An 18,380-nucleotide genomic window follows, 5' to 3' on the forward strand; every position below is an offset into this window, starting at 1 on the left:
TTTCAAAAAGGAATATCATGCAGGTAAGTTTTTCTGAACGACGAAAAATATTAAAAGGCGCAAACTATTTAGAACTAACTCCACTTCGATTGTATGAAGAAGAAATTTCAGAAGAAAATTTGGTTTCTATTATTATTCCAAAATTTCAAAATAAATTTGCAGTCCGGTTTATTAATCCAAAATTAAAATCACCTGTAATCAGACTGAAATTAGACGAATTAGGTACCGCTGTTTGGTTGTTGATTGACGGAAAAAGAAAAGTTGATAAAATCGGTAAACTTCTTCTGGAAAAATTTGGGGATAAAATTGAACCTGTAAATGAGAGATTAACAAAATTTTTAACAGGACTTTATGAACAACGTTTCATCACATTCCAAGAAATAAATAAAGGAAATTAACGATGGGAGAAGTATTAGGACAATTAAAACCAGAATTATTGTGGAATCATTTTGAAGAGATCTGCAGAATTCCGCATCCTTCAAGAAAAGAAGAGAAACTTGCTCAGTATATCGTTTCGTTTGCTAAAAAAAATAATTTGGAAAGCGCACGTGATGATTTCGGCAATGTTGTAATTCGTAAAGCTGCTACTCCAGGTAAAGAGAACCTGTTACCGGTAGTGATGCAGGGTCATCTTGATATGGTGGCTGAAAAAAATTCCAATGTAACTCACGATTTCGAAAAAGATCCAATTCAATGTTATATCGATGGCGATTGGGTTAAAGCCAAAGGAACAACTCTTGGCGGTGATAACGGTGTTGGAGTTGCGGCAGCACTTGCAATTATGGAATCTAATGATATTGAACATGGTCCAATTGAAGCCTTATTTACACTCGATGAAGAAACTGGATTATTCGGCGCACAGGCCCTTAAACCAGGATTTTTGAACGGTAAAATATTGATGAACCTTGATTCCGAAGAAGATGGCGCTCTCTATATCGGCTGTGCAGGTGGACAGACTACAATTGCAAAATTTAAATCTGATTTGAAAGATGTTCCTGGAAAAACTACGGCGTTTGAAATTAAAGTATCCGGTTTGAAAGGCGGACACAGCGGATTGGACATCAATGCAGGTCGCGGCAACGCAATTAAATTGATGACTCGTTTACTTCATGAACTTAATTATACTTTCGGAATTCGTCTTGTAAGTATTAACGGCGGAAGTAAACATAATGCAATTCCTCGTGAAGCATTTGCTGTAATAAGAGTAGACAAAAAATTTGGTGCCGAGACTCTCGCTTATATAGAGAGATATTGTAAAATTGTTCAAGCCGAAAATTCAACAGTTGAACCTGATTTAGCAGTTGTAGCAACGGAATCTAAATCGAAATCTAAAGTAATGGATAAAACTACAACAAAGCACCTGATCGATTCTCTTTATGCAGTGCCGAACGGCGTTATAAAAATGAGTGCTGATATTCCAGGTTTAGTAGAGACCTCAACGAATCTTGCTGTTGTAGTTACGAAAGGGAAAGTCGTAGAAGCTACATTGAGCCAGAGAAGTTCTGTCGAATCTGAGAAAAATGATATCTCGAATTCAATAGCAGCATTTTTCAAATTAGCAAAAGCAGAAGTAACTCAAGGTGATGGTTATCCTGGATGGAAACCTGATATTAATTCTACTGTGCTAGTAACTATGAAAAATGTATATCATCAAATGTATGGGAACTATCCTGAAGTAAAAGCTATTCATGCGGGACTGGAATGCGGAATAATTAAAGAACATTATCCTGATATGGATATGATTTCTTTTGGTCCTACTCTTATGGATGTTCATTCACCGGCTGAAAAAATTCAAATCAGCACAGTTTCTAAATTCTGGGATCTACTAAAAGCAGTTTTAAAAAATATTCCTTCTAACTAAATTTTCTTGCTCTTGATCTTAATCTTATTTTTGCAGATTAACTTCAGGATCAAGAGCATGATTATTCTATAATTAGAGACTTCATGGAAACTCAATCCTTACAAAAACCGGAACCGCATGCATTGCTAAGATGGGGAATTCTTCTTCTCATCAGTTTGGCAATGTTTGGCAATTACTATATATATGATTCAGTAAGTCCTCTCGCAGATCTTCTCGTTAAGCAACTACATTTCACAGATTCCGATATCGGTTTGCTTCAAGGGATTTACAGTTTTCCAAATATTATAATGGTTCTTATCGGCGGAATTATAATAGACAGGATCGGCACAAGAATCTCCGTCGTGATTTTCACACTTCTAATTATGATAGGTGCGATTATCACAGCGTTAAGCAGTCAATTATTTTTCATGGCTGCCGGACGTTTGATTTTTGGTATGGGTGCTGAATCTATGATAGTCGCGATCACAACAATTATAGCAAGATGGTTTAAAGGAAAGGAATTGTCGTTTGCATTCGGTTTGAATTTGACTGTAGCACGTCTTGGTTCTTTCCTGGCACTTAATTCTCCCACATGGGGAAAAAGTTTATATGAATATTGGCAGACACCTTTATTAATAACGATTGCTGCCGGAGTATTTGCATTTGTTACTATTATAATTTATTACATTCTGGATGCTTACGCAGCTAAGAGATATGCCCTTCCGGAAGAAGGAAAGCAGGATAAAATTGTATTCAAGGAAATTTTTACTTTTCATAAATCATTCTGGTATATCACCGCACTTTGTGTAACGTTTTATTCTGCCATGTTTCCATTTCAAACATTCGCAATTAAATTTTTTCAAGATGCGCACGGTACTTCCCGTGAAGTAGGGGGAAATCTTTCGAGTATGCTAACATTGGCGGCAATGTTTTTCACACCGCTTTTTGGATTGATGGCTGATAAGATTGGAAAAAGATCTTTGTTAATGATGTTCGGTTCTCTTCTAATTATTCCTGTTTATCTCATGATGGCTTATAAATTTGGCAGACTGGCAGTAATGTCTCCGTCAGATTTTATAAATATTAATATCAACTTTGTTGATATTCATGCCGCCATCCCAATCTATCTACTTCTTCCAATGTCGATGATGGGAATAGCATTCTCTCTTGTTCCGGCGGTAATGTGGCCTTCGGTAGCTCTTATTATTGACAGTCCCAAACTTGGTACTGCATACGGATTGATGACTATGATTCAGAATATCGGTTTATTCGGATTCAATCTACTCATCGGTTTTGCAAATGATTTTTCCGGAGCGAGCGCAGCTAATCCTGCAGGTTATAATGCGGGAATGTGGATTTTCTCTTCACTCGGGTTCTTCGGATTACTCTTTGCATATCTTTTAAGGCGAAGTGAACTCGGTGCCAATGGACACGGTTTGGAAAAAGGGTACTCCAAAACAAATTAAATTTTTGTAAATTTCCATCACTAGAATAGTGATACTGAATGAAATCTTCTTTCATCAAATATTTTTTTGGAACTCTTTTACTTTTAACAGTTTCTTCAACACTTAATGCGCAGACATTTGGTTTTGGTTGCTTAGGTTTAAGCGGTTTCTATGCCGGAATTTCTCAAGAAAGTTATAATGCTTCCGGTATAAATGATCATCTTAATGTAAGACTCTTTAATCTTCAATCCGGTGATGCAATTAAATTTGAAAAGGGAACCGGTTATAGAGTGGGCGCAAATTTTATTCGCGTAAAATTTGATAAGGTCTTTATTTCTGCAAAAGGATATTATCAGTTTCTAAAAGAGGAACATACCACTTCGGTTTTATCTTCGGGTTCTAATTTAACTTCAACACATACTCTCTCTATGAACCACTGGGGAGTTGGAATTGATTTCGGTGTTAAACTTTTCTGGATCCTCGATTGGAAGGTAGTGGAAGGAGATGTAACTTTTTATAACGGAGACTTTACTTCGGAATATTCAAAAGACAATATTTTTCAAAGTGATGAAAAATATAATCTCGATAAAACCAAAGTAGGTTATTATTTAGGCTCCGGATTAATTCTACATATAATCCCGGATTACATTAGTCTTGAAGGAACCGCTGGATATAATTTTTTGAAATTAGAGAGCATGAAGCGAACCGATTCTTTAGGTAACGAAATTTTTATAAATAATGCGGTACCGTCTGGCGGTTTCAGCGCTACAATTCAATTAAACGTTGGCTTTCCTTTCTAATTGCTGGGAATATGAAATTAACACAACTTGACAAAGCTTCCATAATTGCAATCCGTGATTGCATGGGCACACAGCCTAATGAGACAGTTCTAATCGTTACGGATGAATTCAAAAAGAAAATCGGTTATTCGCTTTTTCAAAATGCAAAACGTCTTGGGCATGAATCATTATTTGTAGAAATGAAATCAAAAGAAATGCATGGTCAGGAACCGATACCACAAGTTGCGGAGCTTATGAAAATGTTTGATGTTGTTTTATGCCCTACTGCAAAGTCACTAACACATACAAATGCAAGAAGAAACGCTTCAGCGTTAGGTGTACGTATTGCAACATTTCCAGGTATTACAGAAGAAATTATGATACGGGGATTGAATGCAGATTATCATAGAATTGCAGCTCTCACTATCAAACTTCAAGAAATATTAAATGATGTCAATCTGGTTAGAGTAACAACGCCGCTTGGAACTGATATTACGATGGACATCACCGGAAGGAAAGCTCTTCCGAGTAAAGGACTCTTTCATAAAAAAGGGGAAAGCGGAAATCTTCCTACTGGTGAAGCTTATATTGCACCGCTCGAAGGAAAATCGAACGGAGTTTTTTTTGTTGACGGTTCGATGGCATCACTTGGCGTTGTAAAAGGGAAACCGATTCGTATTGAAGTTAAAGATGGTTTTGCAATAAATATTTCCGGCAGCGCTCAAGCAAAAAAACTTGATGCTACATTAAACAAATTTGGAAATCTATCAAGAAACATTGCGGAATTTGGTATCGGTACAAATCACAAAGCTAAATTGAGCGGCGTTCTTCTGGAAGATGAAAAAGTAATGGGGACAATCCATATTGCTCTCGGCGATAATAAATCGATGGGAGGAACTGTTGATATTCCGATCCATCTCGATGGCGTTGTTAAGAAACCAACAGTTTATTTCGATGGGAAAATGATAATGAAGAACGGTAAACTATTGGTTTAAAGCTATAATTTTAATCACTTGGTCGTTTACTCAAGATTATCCAACTAAATTAAATTGAAAAATCCCATCATTTTTTTGTATATTTGCCGACCAAAAAACAGACCACTCAATGAAAATACTAAACCAACTTAACGACAAACAGCTAGAAGCTGTAGAATACAATTCCGGTCCGCATATGATAGTTGCCGGTGCCGGATCCGGTAAAACACGCGTTTTAATGACTAAAATCGCATATTTAATTGAAGAAAAAGGATACGACCCTTCAGAAATTTTAGCTCTTACTTTTACTAATAAAGCAGCAAAAGAGATGAAAGAGCGAATTAAGAGCTTGATTGGTAAAAAAGCCGAACATCTGTGGATGGGCACGTTTCATTCAATTTTTGCTCGAATGCTAAGAGTTGAATCAGATAAGCTTAATTACAAACCTAACTTTTCGATTTATGACCGTGAAGATTCACAGTCATTAGTTAGTAATATTATGTCCAATCTTAACATAAATTTAGAAAACCTTTCTTCAAATGGAGTTCAGCATAAAATTAGTTTTATGAAGAACCAGATGATGTCGCCGGAAGAATATTTGAAACACAATGCTACAACACCGTCAGATAGAAAATTAGGTGAGATTTATGCAGAATACAACCAACGGCTATTTGAAAATAACGCAATGGATTTTGATGATCTTCTTTTAAAACCGATTGAACTCTTTGAAAAAAACGAAAAGGTATTAAGTAAATACAAAAAAATGTTCAAGTATATTTTAGTTGATGAATATCAGGATACAAATAAAGCTCAATATGAATTATTAAAATTATTGAGCCCTCTAAAAGATAAAGTTTGTGTTGTTGGAGACGATGCACAGAGCATCTACAGCTGGCGCGGTGCAGAAATTAAAAATATGCTCAACTTCAAAAAGGATTTTAAAGGGTCTAAAATATTCCGTCTGGAACAGAATTACAGATCAACTAAAATGATTTTAGCCGCCGCGGATTCTGTAATTAAGAACAACACCGGACAGATTCAAAAAACACTATGGACGCAAAATAATGACGGCGAAGAACTAACCGTTATGAGAGCTTCCGATGAAAAAGACGAAGCATTTCAAATTTCTAAAAGAATCAAAAAAGAGATTACTACACGCAAACTTTCTTTAAATGATATTGCAATCTTTTATAGAATCAATTCACAGTCGCGTGCTTTGGAAGATGCATTACGCCGAGAAAAAATTCCGTACAAAATTGTCGGCGGTGTTGAATTCTACAGAAGAAAAGAAGTTAAAGATGTATTGGCTTACTTAAGAATGTTGTCAAATCAGAATGATGAAGAAAGTTTACTGCGCGTTATGAATTTCCCTCAGCGTGGGATCGGTAATACATCAATCTCAAAAATGATATTGTTTGCTCGTAAACTTAATATTTCTCTTTTTACTACAATGTCACGCGTTTTTGAAGTAATTGAAGTAAAAGAAAGAATTCAAAAAAATGTTAAGCAGTTCAAGCAATTACTCGATAAATACATTGATCTAAAAAGCAAATTTTCCCTTGGAGAGTTAACTGCGGCTCTTGTAGATGAACTTGGTATTTTGAAAATCTATAAAGAAGAAGGAACTCAAGAATCATTAGCACGGTACGACAATATTCAGGAATTGGTTTCTGCAGTTCAGGATTACAGTAAAACAAATCCGAATTCTTCTCTCGACGATTTTCTTTCTGAAGTTTCACTGATTGCCGGTGTTGACCAATATGATGAAAAAGTAAATTCTGTAACTCTGATGACAATACATAGCGCGAAGGGTCTTGAATTCCCGATCGTTTTCATTACCGGTTGCGAAGAAGATATCTTTCCTCTCAGTCAAAAATTTGATAATGAATCAAAGCTTGAAGAAGAGAGACGATTATTTTATGTCGCAGTTACGCGTGCAAAAGAAAAAGTATTTTTAAGTTATGCACGTTCACGTTACCGCTTTGGAGAAGTTGCATATCAAAGCAAATCAAGATTCCTTGATGAACTTGATGAATCAACTTATGAAGAATTAAACGGTGCGGCCGGAAGAAAAGCGGGAAGAAAAAAGAAAACTTTTTATGATGAGTTCTACCAGGAAAGTTACGATGAATTCGACCAGGAAAGACGCTCACTTCGAGTCGGAAGTCGTGTTACACATTCTGTTTTTGGAATGGGAAAAATATTACAAATTACAGGCACAGGCGATATGCAAAGAGTTGCGATTGCATTTGAAGGTGTGGGGACTAAACAACTTCTAACTAAATTTGCAAATTTAAAATTAGTTTAATGAAATATTAACTTCAGATTATGAGAGGAAATTAAAATGAAACTTGGTGTTTTGACGGGCGGGGGAGATTGTCCGGGGTTGAATGCTGTTATTAGAGCAGTTGTTAGAAAAGCGATACAATTTGATTATGAAGTGATCGGGATTCGTGAAGGATGGAAAGGATTATTAGAGAAGAATTTTGTCGAGCTTGATAGAGAATCGGTTTCGGGAATTCTTCATAGAGGCGGAACTATTCTCGGTACATCTAGGACAAATGTTTACAAAGAAAAAGATGGTGAAGAAAGAATCATTAACAATATGAAAGAAAGCGGAATTGATGCTCTTGTTGCTATTGGCGGTGAAGATACATTAGGAATAGCAGCTAAATTATTCAAAGCCGGTGTTAAAGTAGTCGGAGTTCCCAAAACAATTGATAACGATTTATTTGGAACAGATTATACTTTTGGTTTTGATACCGCTGTTAATATCGCTACTGATGCAATTGATCGTCTTCATACAACAGCCGAATCACATAACCGCGTTATGGTGGTTGAGGTTATGGGACGGCATGCGGGTTGGATCGCGATTCATTCCGGTATCGCAGGTGGAGCGGATATTATCTTAATTCCTGAGAGACCTTTCAATATAGATGAAGTATGCAGTGTGATAATGAAGAGACATTCAGGTAAAAGAAATTTCAGTATTGTAGTTGTATCCGAAGGTGCAAAACTTCAAACAGAAGAGACAATGGATAAGGATGGATCTTTTATTCTAAGCAGTATGAAAAAAGATTCATTTGGTCATGTGCGTCTCGGTGGAATTGGAAATATTTTAGCTGATGAAATTGAGAAGCGGACCGGATTTGAAACTCGCGCTACAGTTCTTGGTTATATACAACGCGGTGGCAGTCCATCTGCTTTTGACCGTGTACTTGGAACCCGTTTTGGGGTATTTGCAACAGAACTTGTTAATCAAGAAAAGTGGGGAATGATGGCCGCATTAAGAGGAAATGAGATTGTTGCCGAAAGTTTAGATGTAGCTGTAGGTCAACTTAAACTTGTTGATGCAGAATTATTCAATGTAGCCAGTACTTTTTTTGGATGATAATAAATTTAAATTGGAAAAAAATGAAAAGTCCCGCTTATAGCGGGATTTTTTTTGTGATCCGTTTAGTTTTTTTTTCTAACTCAAATTTGAAAAATCTATCTATTACAAAAGTGAATCTTCTAAAAAATTATTTCTTTGAGAACGGTCATTCCTAAGAAAATGGAATGCAATTTAATTCTAAAAAGATTCCTGCATATACGGGAATGACAAGTGAATTTTTAAATGTTTGTTTAATTTTTATTTTTTTTGAAAACCGCCATCTAGCTATGGGCATTTCTTGTTCAAGAATTTAATTTTTATAGAATCTTATATATTTAAACGAACTTAAAATGGACATAAGGTGCAATATTCCATAGTCTTAAACTAGATTTTTATTGACAATTCATGTCTGAAACTGTAATTTCACACCAGTTACCAGCCGAAGTAACAAGAAAACATTAGTTTGTAAAAAAATTAAATGCCGCGAGGGCGCGGTGGTTTACTTGTGTCAAAATATTATTACCAGCCAACAGCCAAAAATAGTACAGCCGAAAGAAATTTTTTTTAATCACATAAGAGGGTGCTTATGAAAAAACTAATTACATTGCTAATTTTTATTCCATTGATATTATCTGCGCAAGCAGGACCACCAACACCAACACCAGCGGATGCAGCCCCAACGATTTCGCTGAATCTTGCTTCGATCTCATGGACGGCATTTGATGATGGAAACGGTGTGGGAAATTATGATGTGGAATTAGCCGACGCTTCTTTCGCGGGTTCTCATTCGACTGTTGCTTTCGCAACAAATACAGCAGCGACTACATTGGCAATTCCAACTCTGCTCATTCCTTCAAATACTTATTATTGGAGAGTGAGAGATACTAATATTGATGGTGCGGGTGCAGATGGACCATGGTACACGTTTTCTTTTACAACCATTCTGCTTCCAACTTCTCAAGCGTCAGCAGTAGTTATTTCAAGTGTTACAACAACTTCATTCCAGGTTAACTGGACAGTTGGAAACGGTGCAACCGAAGCGGTATTTGTTCGTACTGGCAGTACAGGTACGGCATTTCCCATCAACGGCACAACTTATACACCGAATACCCTATTTGGCTCGGGTACTCAAATCAGCGCTAGCGGTTGGTATTGTGTTTTTAATGGTGGGCCTGGTGGTCCAGTAACCGTTACGGGTCTTACAGCTGGTTCGACATATTCCGTAATGGTATGCGATCTTAATGGTGGCGTCGGTACTCAAGCTTACAATATTAATACTGCAGCCGGCAATCCAAACACCCAGGTTACTATGCCTGTAGTAACAACAACTCCGATCACTGCTGACATTCTGGTGGGTACCAGTGTTTTCAGCGGAGGAAATGTTACTTATGGTGGCTCAACTGTAACAGTGCGCGGTGTATGCTGGAATACATCTGGTACACCAACGACTGCAGATCCGAAGACTACTAACGGTGCAGGCGGTGGAACTTTTACAAGCACAGTTACACCATTAGTAGTTGGTACTCAATATTATTTGAGAGCATATGCAACTAATGCAGCAGGTACAGCTTATGGAAATGAAGTGACATTTGTAGCAGCAAATTTTAATGCTAGTGCATCAATTTCAACTAATTTTGTTACGGGTGTAAGTATTCTCCCTGTTTTTGATTGGGATGCAATTGGTGCAGGAACAACTTATACTCTGGAAGTTTCAACCAGTTCATCATTTGGCTCCTTAATTACATTAACCGGTAATGCAGGTATTGTTGGTAATTCATATACTGTTATCTATCCTGAATTCCTAAATAATGGAACACTTTATTACTGGCGTGTGAAAGCAACTGTTGGAGCTGGGGCATTGAATGGTATCTATTCACCTGCATGGCAGTTTACATCGGTCAATATTTCTAAACCGGAAATCAATCCAATTAATCCGGGAGTTACTTCCGCATTTATCGGATGGTATCAGGTTCCTTACTCATCCGGTTTAAAGTTCGATTTATATCGAGCTACTAATGTAGGAATGACAGCCAATCTAACAACAGTGACTGATCTCACCAATTCCTATTATACTTATAATGGATTAAGCAACGGTACAACTTATTACTTGCAGGTTCGCGCAAAGAACTCCACAGGGGCTGTTATTATTTCTTATTCTGATGTAAAATCATTCACAACTTTAGCTCCGCCAAAACCGACTATTTCTTATCCTATCGGTGGTGTTACGGTCTATGCTTCTACTCCTACATTCTTCTGGTATATTGAGGGCAATGAACCAGCTCTCGATTATGAAATTGAATGGCAACCTTTGGCAACTCCATTTACAAACGTTCCTCAGATTACAACTACATCAAACAAATTATATAAAACTCTTACGACTGCTCTAACTGCAGGTGGTTCTTATCATTGGCAAGTTAGATCAAAGGCGGGAGCCAACGTATCAAGTTGGTCAGATCCAGCAACATTTGTAGAGTTTAGCAGTTTGGCCACAGTACCGCCTGTTCCATTCCCATCCTGGCCTGCTGGAAGTCCTACACCAACAATTTATAATAATCCTCCTGTTCTCTATTTCTATATCGATGTATACGCAACAGGTCTAGAATTCCAGGCACAGTATTCACCAGCTAACACATTATTAGGCGGGGCAGGAACTTCATTTAATAATTCACCGGTCGATTTACCATGGACTACTGATCTGTTCTCTGCGGTAGAAATTTCCTTAATTCCGGGAAATACATATTATTGGCATGTTAGATCGAGGTTAGCAGCAAATCCAGGTGTTGTTTCTCTTTACTCCGATCCCGCATCTTTCAAAATTGCTACAACTGCAAGCGGCGCAGCTACTACTCCAATCCCTTCAGCTCCGGTTGGGGGAATAATTCTTGATAGTCCACTTTCAGGAATTACGTTAGCATGGACTGCTCCAGCTACTGAACCATTGCAGTATCAGGTCAGGATTGCGCAAAGTTCCAGTGTTGACGGAAGTGGTATGTTAGATCATCCATTGGCAGTTTCGACAACGGCAGGCGGAGGATATCCAGTAAGTGATCCAACCAATTCTATCCTAATAACTGACATACCATATTCGGTAACACCAGGAGCGACTTATTACTGGCAAGTAAGATCTAGATTGGTTTCAAACCCTCTAATTTTTTCCGCATGGTCAATGGTTGCGACATTTTCAACAGCCGCCGGATCTTCTTCCGTAGTACCATTGGTTATCAGCCCTAACTATGGACAACCGATAAATAACACTAGTGCAATATTAACCTGGAAGATACCGGTACCGACAGAATCTCACTTGAAATATGATTTACAATATTCAAAGAATTCGAATTTCAATAATATACAAACGATAACAAATCTAAATGAATCCGTTGCACAAGTATCGGGACTAGAATCAAACACAAGATATTATTGGAGAGTATTATCAAAGACGGATAATGGTTCAGTATCAAGTTACTCTACAACAGGATCATTTATTACAAGCGGCACTACAGCAGTTGAAAATCAAGAAGTTATTCCAACCCAATTTGAGTTATCACAGAACTATCCAAATCCATTCAATCCAACGACAAGGATAAATTTTGCTATACCTCAAAATTCATTTGTATCAATAAAAGTATATGATATGCTTGGTCAAGAAGTAAAGACCTTAATCAATCAAGAAATGGTATCGGGGAATCATTCAATTGATTGGAACGCTGATAACAACTTAGGAATCAAAGTAGCCACCGGAATGTACATTTACAGGATAACAGCCGGAAACTTTGTTTCAACTAAGAAGATGGTATTAATTAAATAATAATCTTTAATACTAGAAGAGGAAACTAAAATGAAAAATATCAGCGCTCGAATCATATTTTTTCTTGTAATAGCTGCGGTAGGTCTAGCCCTGTACGCATGTCATCAAGCATATTTTGTATAGCTGAATAAAAAAATAGATACAATTATTTATTGTGAGAAGGTCACCAATTTTGGTGACCTTCTTGCATTTTAAAGATAGAGTCATTCATAATTTATTTTCAATTCTTAGTCTTCTCAATAAGTAATTTGAAAAACTTTGGTAACCTTCATTTAAGATAAACTCATTCTCTAATTTCAAATAAGATAGCAATGTGATTTATATCAATTTTTTTTTTAATAAAAAGATAGAATATCCTTGACAATTAATTTAAAATGGATATATTATCCATAGAGATTAGAAAAATATAGTATATAATATCTTTTTACTCTTACCAGCCAAGTAGAGAGAAAAATTCAGCCGAATTTTAAATATCTTATTAATCACTTAAGAGGGTGTCATGAAACAAAAATTAACTGTTTTTGCAATTATAACGTTAATAAGTTTCAACGTTATCTTTGCTCAAGTTCCCGCTGCACCATTAGCTTCGGCGGCGACTTCGATAACTGCTACATCATTTACTGCAAATTGGGCATCGGGAGGTGGAGCGGCTGAAACAGCCTACTATCTGGATGTATCTACAAGTAGTTCTTTTGCATCATTTGTTTCCGGATATAATAATTTAAATGTAGGTCTCGTTACCTCGTACTCTGTTACGGGTTTAACTGCCGGTCCAACTTACTATTATAGAGTAAGAGGATATAACGGATTCGGGAGTAGCCCCAATTCAAGTACTATTGATGTTGCAGGTATTTCAGTTGCATCTGCTGCTACATCAATTTCAAATTCCGGTTTCACTGCTAATTGGAGTGCGGTAGCAGGAGCTTCTTCATATACATTAACAAATGTAGTGGATGGTTCAAGTCCTTATTTTTTAATTGTTGGTACTTCTTATGCTGTCACAGGTTTAACTGCCGGCACAATGTATACATATAGTGTTCAAGCAGTCAGTACTAGTTTATCAATAAGTACGGCTTCTAATTCTATAACGGTTTGGACAATTCCTTCCGATCCAGTTTCATCTGCAGCAACCGATGTTGCAGGAACAAGTTTTTCAGCAAATTGGAGTGCATCCACTGGTGCGACAGGATATTATTTAGATGTAGCAACAGATGCCGGATTTTCTTCATTTGTTTCCGGATATAATAATTTAGCACTCGGAGTTGTTACAACTTATTCAGTAACCGGATTATCATCGAACACGCCATACTGGTATAGAGTTCGTGCATTCAATACTGGTGGTACTAGTGGAAATTCAGGAACACAGACTACAACTACCGGTCCTCTGGCAAATGCTGCAACTTTGATAACCCAAACGTCCTTTCAAGCAAATTGGGCAGTTGCTGCCGCAAATAATTATTTAGAAGTTTCCACCTCACCAACTTTTGCTGGTAACATCGGTGGAAATTTTGCTGGAACATTCGATTTCGGAGTTGTCTCAAGCACTCCGGTAAGTGGGCTTACTGCGGGTACAACTTACTATTATAGAGTAAGCACTGCAGCTGCAACGCCCCCATATTCTAATACAATAACAGTTGTTACAGTTCCGCCAGCTCCAGTTTCTTCAGCAGCTTCAAATATAGCCGGCACAAGCTTATCGGCAAATTGGTCTTCGGCTTCCGGTGCAACAGGTTATTACTTAGATGTTGCAACGGATGTTGGTTTTACATCATATGTTTCTGGATTTAATAATTTAAATGTTGGAAACGTAACAACTTATTCTGTTACTGGATTAACAATTAGTACCCCGTATTATTACAGAGTTCGTGCTTACAATGGAAGCGGCACAAGCGGAAATTCTTCAACTCAAAATCCAACAACTGGTCCAGCAGTGCCATTAATTGGTGGGTCAAGTCCAGCAAATTATGCAGTCGGTGTTACAATTCAACCATCATTTGCATGGTCGGGAGGTGTTAGTTACGACTTCCAAATTGACGATAACAGCGACTTTAGTTCACCGATTATATCTTTAAATGCTAATCCAAGTACATCGTATAGTTTTGCACCATATGTTAATACGTCAACAATCTTACTGGCAAATGGGACAACTTATTATTGGAGAATTAGAAAATTTGGTCCACCTAACAGCGATTGGACACCAACTCAAGAATTTACTACAGTCAATGCTGCAACGCCATATATGAATCCTACTCTAACTGGTGTTACTACTGCATATATCTCATGGCATCCTGTTCCGTATTCATCAGGTTTATATTACGATTTGTTGTGGTCGGCTAGTGCAAATATGGCTGGTTTCACTACTGTAGCTAGACTTGATACAACTTCATATACATTAACAAATTTAGTACAAGGTACAACTTATTATGTTCAAGTTAGAGCAAAGAATACCGCAGGAACAGTAATAATAACTTATTCAAGTGTAACGACTCCTTTTACTGCCACTGCACCGCCTATTCCTTATAGATCCTATCCAATTGACGGCGCAACAAGTTATGCATTGAAACCAACATTTTTCTGGTATATAAAAGGAAATGAACCGTTTTTAGATTATCAAATTCGTTATAGACTATCAACGGATCCTTATCCAGGTGTACCTCAGGTAACAACAACATCAAACAAATTATACAAAACAATCTCCACAGATTTAGTAGCTGGATCAACTTATTACTGGCAGGTTAGATCGTTCATTGGCGGAGTTTATTCAAACTGGTCAACAATTGGAGATTCATCCTTTGTTATGTATACAAGCTTAGCAAGTTCACCAATTGTTCCATATGCATCGTGGCCATCGGGAGGCGCTACTGTATATGTTAATCCTCCTGTATTATATTATTATATTGATGTATATGCAACCGGTTTGGAATTTCAAGTTCAGTATTCTACGAGTTCTTCTGTTGGCGGAGGAGGAGATTTTTCAGTTTCTCCGGTTACATCAACTTGGACTACAGACTTGTTTTCGGCACTTAATGCCTCACTAATTCCAAATCAACTTTATTACTGGCATGTTAGATCAAGATTAGCCGCAACACCGGCATCAATTTCCGCTTGGTCTTCAACTGTGAATTTCTTAGTTGCAACGACGGCAAGCGGTGCGGCAACGACGCCAATACCTTCAACTCCTGTTGGTGGACAAATATTAGATAGTCCGCTTTCCGGAGTAACTTTGTATTGGTCAGCTTTTTCAACTCAAGTATTGGATTTTGAAGTAAGGATTGCTCAGAGTTCGAGCGTTGATATTAATGGTAGGTTGGACCATCCATTAGCAACTTCTGCGGCCTGGATAACAAACGCGGCAACATCAATAACCGTTACTTCTATTCCTTATACTTTAACAGCTGGAGCTTCTTATTATTGGCAAGTAAGATCTAGGTTAAACACAAATAACCTTATAGTCTCTCCATGGTCAATGGTTGCAAGCTTTGCTACCGCCGCCGGATCGTCATCAGTAGTGCCATTAGTTATCAGTCCTAACTATGGACAGCCGATAAACAATACAAGTGCAATACTAACATGGAAGATTCCGGTACCAACTGAAACGCATTTGAAATATGATTTACAATATTCCAAGAGTGCGGATTTTAGTAATGCGCAGGCAAAAACAAATCTTGATGAACCGGTAATGCAAGTATCCGGACTAGATCAAAACTCAACTTATTATTGGAGAGTATTATCAAAGAACGATAATGGTTCGATCTCAAATTATTCAACAACAGGAACATTCAAGACAAGCGGAGCTACTAGCGTAGAAGGAGAAGAAGCAATACCGACAGCATTTGAGTTATCACAAAACTATCCAAACCCATTCAATCCAACAACAAGAATCACTTATGCACTTCCACAGAATTCATACGTAACCATTAAGGTTTACGATATGTTAGGACGTGAAGTAAGAACATTAATAAGTGGTGAAATGTTGGCCGGAAGTCATTCGGTTGAGTGGAAAGGAGAGGACAATTTAGGTGGAAAAGTAGCAAGCGGTGCTTACATATACAGAATAACCGCGGGCAATTTTATTTCCACAAAGAAAATGTTATTACTGAAGTAACAGTAAAAACAATTCAACTAAAAATAGATAACTCAAATTAAAAGAAAGAAAAGAGGCGGAAATGAAAAAGATAAGTGCATCACTCTTTTTGTTGTTCGTGCTGGCGGTAATAGGCTTAGCCTTATATGCATGTCACCAAGCGTATTTTGTATAGATTAATAAAATAAAATAGATACAATGATTATGAAAAGGTCACCATTTCTTGGTGACCTTTTTTTTAAACTCGATAACACTCCTTATATTGCATCTATAATTATTATCGGGTGAGAATGAAACTCTCGTACAAAAAGTACACTCTGGAATTGAAACATCAATTTAGGATAGCGTATAGCTCAAGAAAAACTACTCCAATTGTTTTGGTAAAGATTGAAGATAATGGATTTACTGGCTATGGCGAGGCATCGCTTCCTCCTTACCTGCCGGAAACTCAAGATTCTGTAATTGATTTTCTTCGAAAGATAGATAAGAAAAAAAATGAAGACCTAACTCATCTGCCAAAATTAATTAGTGAGATAGATACCATTGCACCGAATAACAATGCGGCTAAAGCGGCAATTAACATTGCTCTGCATGATCTGGTGAGTAAGATTAATCATCAACCATGTTATGAATATCTGAAAATCCCTAAAAGTAAATCGCAATTCACATCGTTTACAATAGGAATTGATGAACCAAAAATAATGAAACAGAAGATACGCGAAGCAGAGCATTTCAAAATTATCAAAGTAAAATTAGGGACCGATCAAGATGATGAGATAATCAAACTGATTAGGAAAGAAACAAATAAACCTCTTTATGTTGATGTCAACCAGGGCTGGAAAGATGTAGCGTATGCAATTCGTATGTCGCAATGGCTTCACCAGCAAAATGTATTATTAATAGAACAGCCATTTAACAAAGATGATCTGGAGAGTAGTTCTAGACTTTCCGAAAAATCTCCAATACCAATAATTGCAGATGAGTCAATACTGAGATTGAGCGATCTTGATAAAATTAAAAATTCATTCACAGGTATAAATATCAAATTGATGAAATGTACCGGAATGTATGAAGCGGGAAAGATTATAAAAGCTGCGCGTCAAAATGATCTTAAAATAATGTTTGGATGTATGACTGAAACTTTGTGTGCAATTTCAGCCGCAGCACAATTTGCCTCACTGGTGGATTTTGTAGACCTGGACGGTAATTTGCTAATTACTAATGATCCTTTTGATGGAGAACCTTCGGAAGAGGGGGTTCTAAAACTTTCTGAAAAAGATGGGCTTGGATTGGAATTGAAGGAAGACTTTGACTTTACTGAATTATAAAAATATCAAAGTGTAATGCAGTTTAATCTTCTTTCTCAATTGATTATATTCTTGTTATAAAATAAAGGAGGAGAAATAGTATGCCGAAGAATTATGTCTCTAACAAAGATGAAACTGTTCGAATGTTTGAGAATGATTTTTTGGAAGCACTTTCTCACGTGCACTGGACAGTTCCATTATGGTTATTTGTACCAATAATCATTGTTATGTTATATGAGGGTCTGTATATTTTTTCTGTTCCGTTTTCTAAATCCATGCTGCTTATTGTATTCGGATTATTCATATGGACTTTTACTGAATACACGTTACATAGATTTGTTTTTCATTATCAGCCTAAAAGTAATTGGGGGAAGCGGTTGCATTTTATTGTGCACGGAGTACATCACGATTATCCAAAGGATTCAAAAAGACTTGTGATGCCGCCTTCGGTTAGTCTGCCGCTTGCGTCATTCTTTTTTATTCTATTTAATTCTTTATTTGGTAATGCTTATGTATTTCCGTTTTTTGCCGGATTCTTGATTGGTTACTTATTTTATGATATCACTCATTATGCGATACATCATTTTAATATGCACAATAAATTCTGGCTAGCGATAAAAAATCATCATTCAAAACATCATTACCAAAATCCAGATTTAGGATACGGTGTCAGTCAACCAACTTGGGATTACGTATTTCGAACATCATTCTCTGTAAAAGAAAATACGCAAGAGAATGAAACTAAACTCATTAATCAGAAGTGAGCTAGTGAT

Annotated in this window: 11 protein-coding genes; all 11 read left to right on the forward strand. The window is 37.0% G+C overall.

The genetic code is table 11. The annotated features are described in order from the left end of the window. Positions 1-17: 17 nt before the first annotated feature. Positions 18-398: a PqqD family protein gene (locus NTX65_00650; protein ID MCX6167820.1), complete on the forward strand. Its 381-nt coding sequence runs from the start codon at positions 18-20 to the stop codon at positions 396-398. A gap of 2 nt (positions 399-400) precedes the next feature. Beyond that, a complete protein-coding gene (locus NTX65_00655; protein MCX6167821.1) occupies positions 401-1,861 on the forward strand; it encodes an aminoacyl-histidine dipeptidase in 1,461 nt (486 codons plus the stop codon). A gap of 83 nt (positions 1,862-1,944) precedes the next feature. Then, positions 1,945-3,306, forward strand: coding sequence for an MFS transporter (locus NTX65_00660; protein ID MCX6167822.1), 1,362 nt, complete (start codon positions 1,945-1,947; stop codon positions 3,304-3,306). Between the two features lie 38 nt (positions 3,307-3,344). After that, positions 3,345-4,085, forward strand: coding sequence for a hypothetical protein (locus tag NTX65_00665; GenBank protein MCX6167823.1), 741 nt, complete (start codon positions 3,345-3,347; stop codon positions 4,083-4,085). Positions 4,086-4,096: 11 nt separating this feature from the next. Continuing rightward, the gene (locus NTX65_00670; GenBank protein MCX6167824.1) at positions 4,097-5,059 is read left to right on the forward strand and encodes an aminopeptidase; all 963 of its coding nucleotides are present in this window, start codon (positions 4,097-4,099) and stop codon (positions 5,057-5,059) included. 109 nt (positions 5,060-5,168) lie between these two features. Beyond that, positions 5,169-7,346 carry a UvrD-helicase domain-containing protein gene (locus tag NTX65_00675; protein MCX6167825.1) on the forward strand — a complete coding sequence of 726 codons (2,178 nt, stop codon included), beginning with the start codon at positions 5,169-5,171 and terminating at the stop codon, positions 7,344-7,346. Positions 7,347-7,382: 36 nt separating this feature from the next. After that, entirely contained in the window at positions 7,383-8,429 is a 1,047-nt protein-coding gene (locus NTX65_00680; GenBank protein MCX6167826.1) for a 6-phosphofructokinase, read from the forward strand. 568 nt (positions 8,430-8,997) lie between these two features. Next, positions 8,998-12,216 carry a fibronectin type III domain-containing protein gene (locus tag NTX65_00685; GenBank protein MCX6167827.1) on the forward strand — a complete coding sequence of 1,073 codons (3,219 nt, stop codon included), beginning with the start codon at positions 8,998-9,000 and terminating at the stop codon, positions 12,214-12,216. A gap of 499 nt (positions 12,217-12,715) precedes the next feature. Then, positions 12,716-16,321, forward strand: coding sequence for a fibronectin type III domain-containing protein (locus NTX65_00690; protein ID MCX6167828.1), 3,606 nt, complete (start codon positions 12,716-12,718; stop codon positions 16,319-16,321). A gap of 269 nt (positions 16,322-16,590) precedes the next feature. Then, positions 16,591-17,628: a dipeptide epimerase gene (locus NTX65_00695; GenBank protein ID MCX6167829.1), complete on the forward strand. Its 1,038-nt coding sequence runs from the start codon at positions 16,591-16,593 to the stop codon at positions 17,626-17,628. 80 nt (positions 17,629-17,708) lie between these two features. Further along, a complete protein-coding gene (locus NTX65_00700) occupies positions 17,709-18,371 on the forward strand; it encodes a sterol desaturase family protein (protein MCX6167830.1) in 663 nt (220 codons plus the stop codon). Positions 18,372-18,380 lie beyond the last annotated feature (9 nt).

It is taken from the genome of Ignavibacteriales bacterium (assembly GCA_026390795.1).
Lineage (GTDB): Bacteria > Bacteroidota > Ignavibacteria > Ignavibacteriales > Melioribacteraceae > Fen-1258.

Bases quoted from the DNA above. Each gene is read 5' to 3' on its own strand.
- NTX65_00650 (MCX6167820.1), top strand. From the start codon at position 18: ATGCAGGTAAGTTTTTCTGAACGACGAAAAATATTAAAAGGCGCAAAC.
- NTX65_00655 (MCX6167821.1), top strand. From the start codon at position 401: ATGGGAGAAGTATTAGGACAATTAAAACCAGAATTATTGTGGAATCAT.
- NTX65_00660 (MCX6167822.1), top strand. From the start codon at position 1,945: ATGGAAACTCAATCCTTACAAAAACCGGAACCGCATGCATTGCTAAGA.
- NTX65_00665 (MCX6167823.1), top strand. From the start codon at position 3,345: ATGAAATCTTCTTTCATCAAATATTTTTTTGGAACTCTTTTACTTTTA.
- NTX65_00670 (MCX6167824.1), top strand. From the start codon at position 4,097: ATGAAATTAACACAACTTGACAAAGCTTCCATAATTGCAATCCGTGAT.
- NTX65_00675 (MCX6167825.1), top strand. From the start codon at position 5,169: ATGAAAATACTAAACCAACTTAACGACAAACAGCTAGAAGCTGTAGAA.
- NTX65_00680 (MCX6167826.1), top strand. From the start codon at position 7,383: ATGAAACTTGGTGTTTTGACGGGCGGGGGAGATTGTCCGGGGTTGAAT.
- NTX65_00685 (MCX6167827.1), top strand. From the start codon at position 8,998: ATGAAAAAACTAATTACATTGCTAATTTTTATTCCATTGATATTATCT.
- NTX65_00690 (MCX6167828.1), top strand. From the start codon at position 12,716: ATGAAACAAAAATTAACTGTTTTTGCAATTATAACGTTAATAAGTTTC.
- NTX65_00695 (MCX6167829.1), top strand. From the start codon at position 16,591: ATGAAACTCTCGTACAAAAAGTACACTCTGGAATTGAAACATCAATTT.
- NTX65_00700 (MCX6167830.1), top strand. From the start codon at position 17,709: ATGCCGAAGAATTATGTCTCTAACAAAGATGAAACTGTTCGAATGTTT.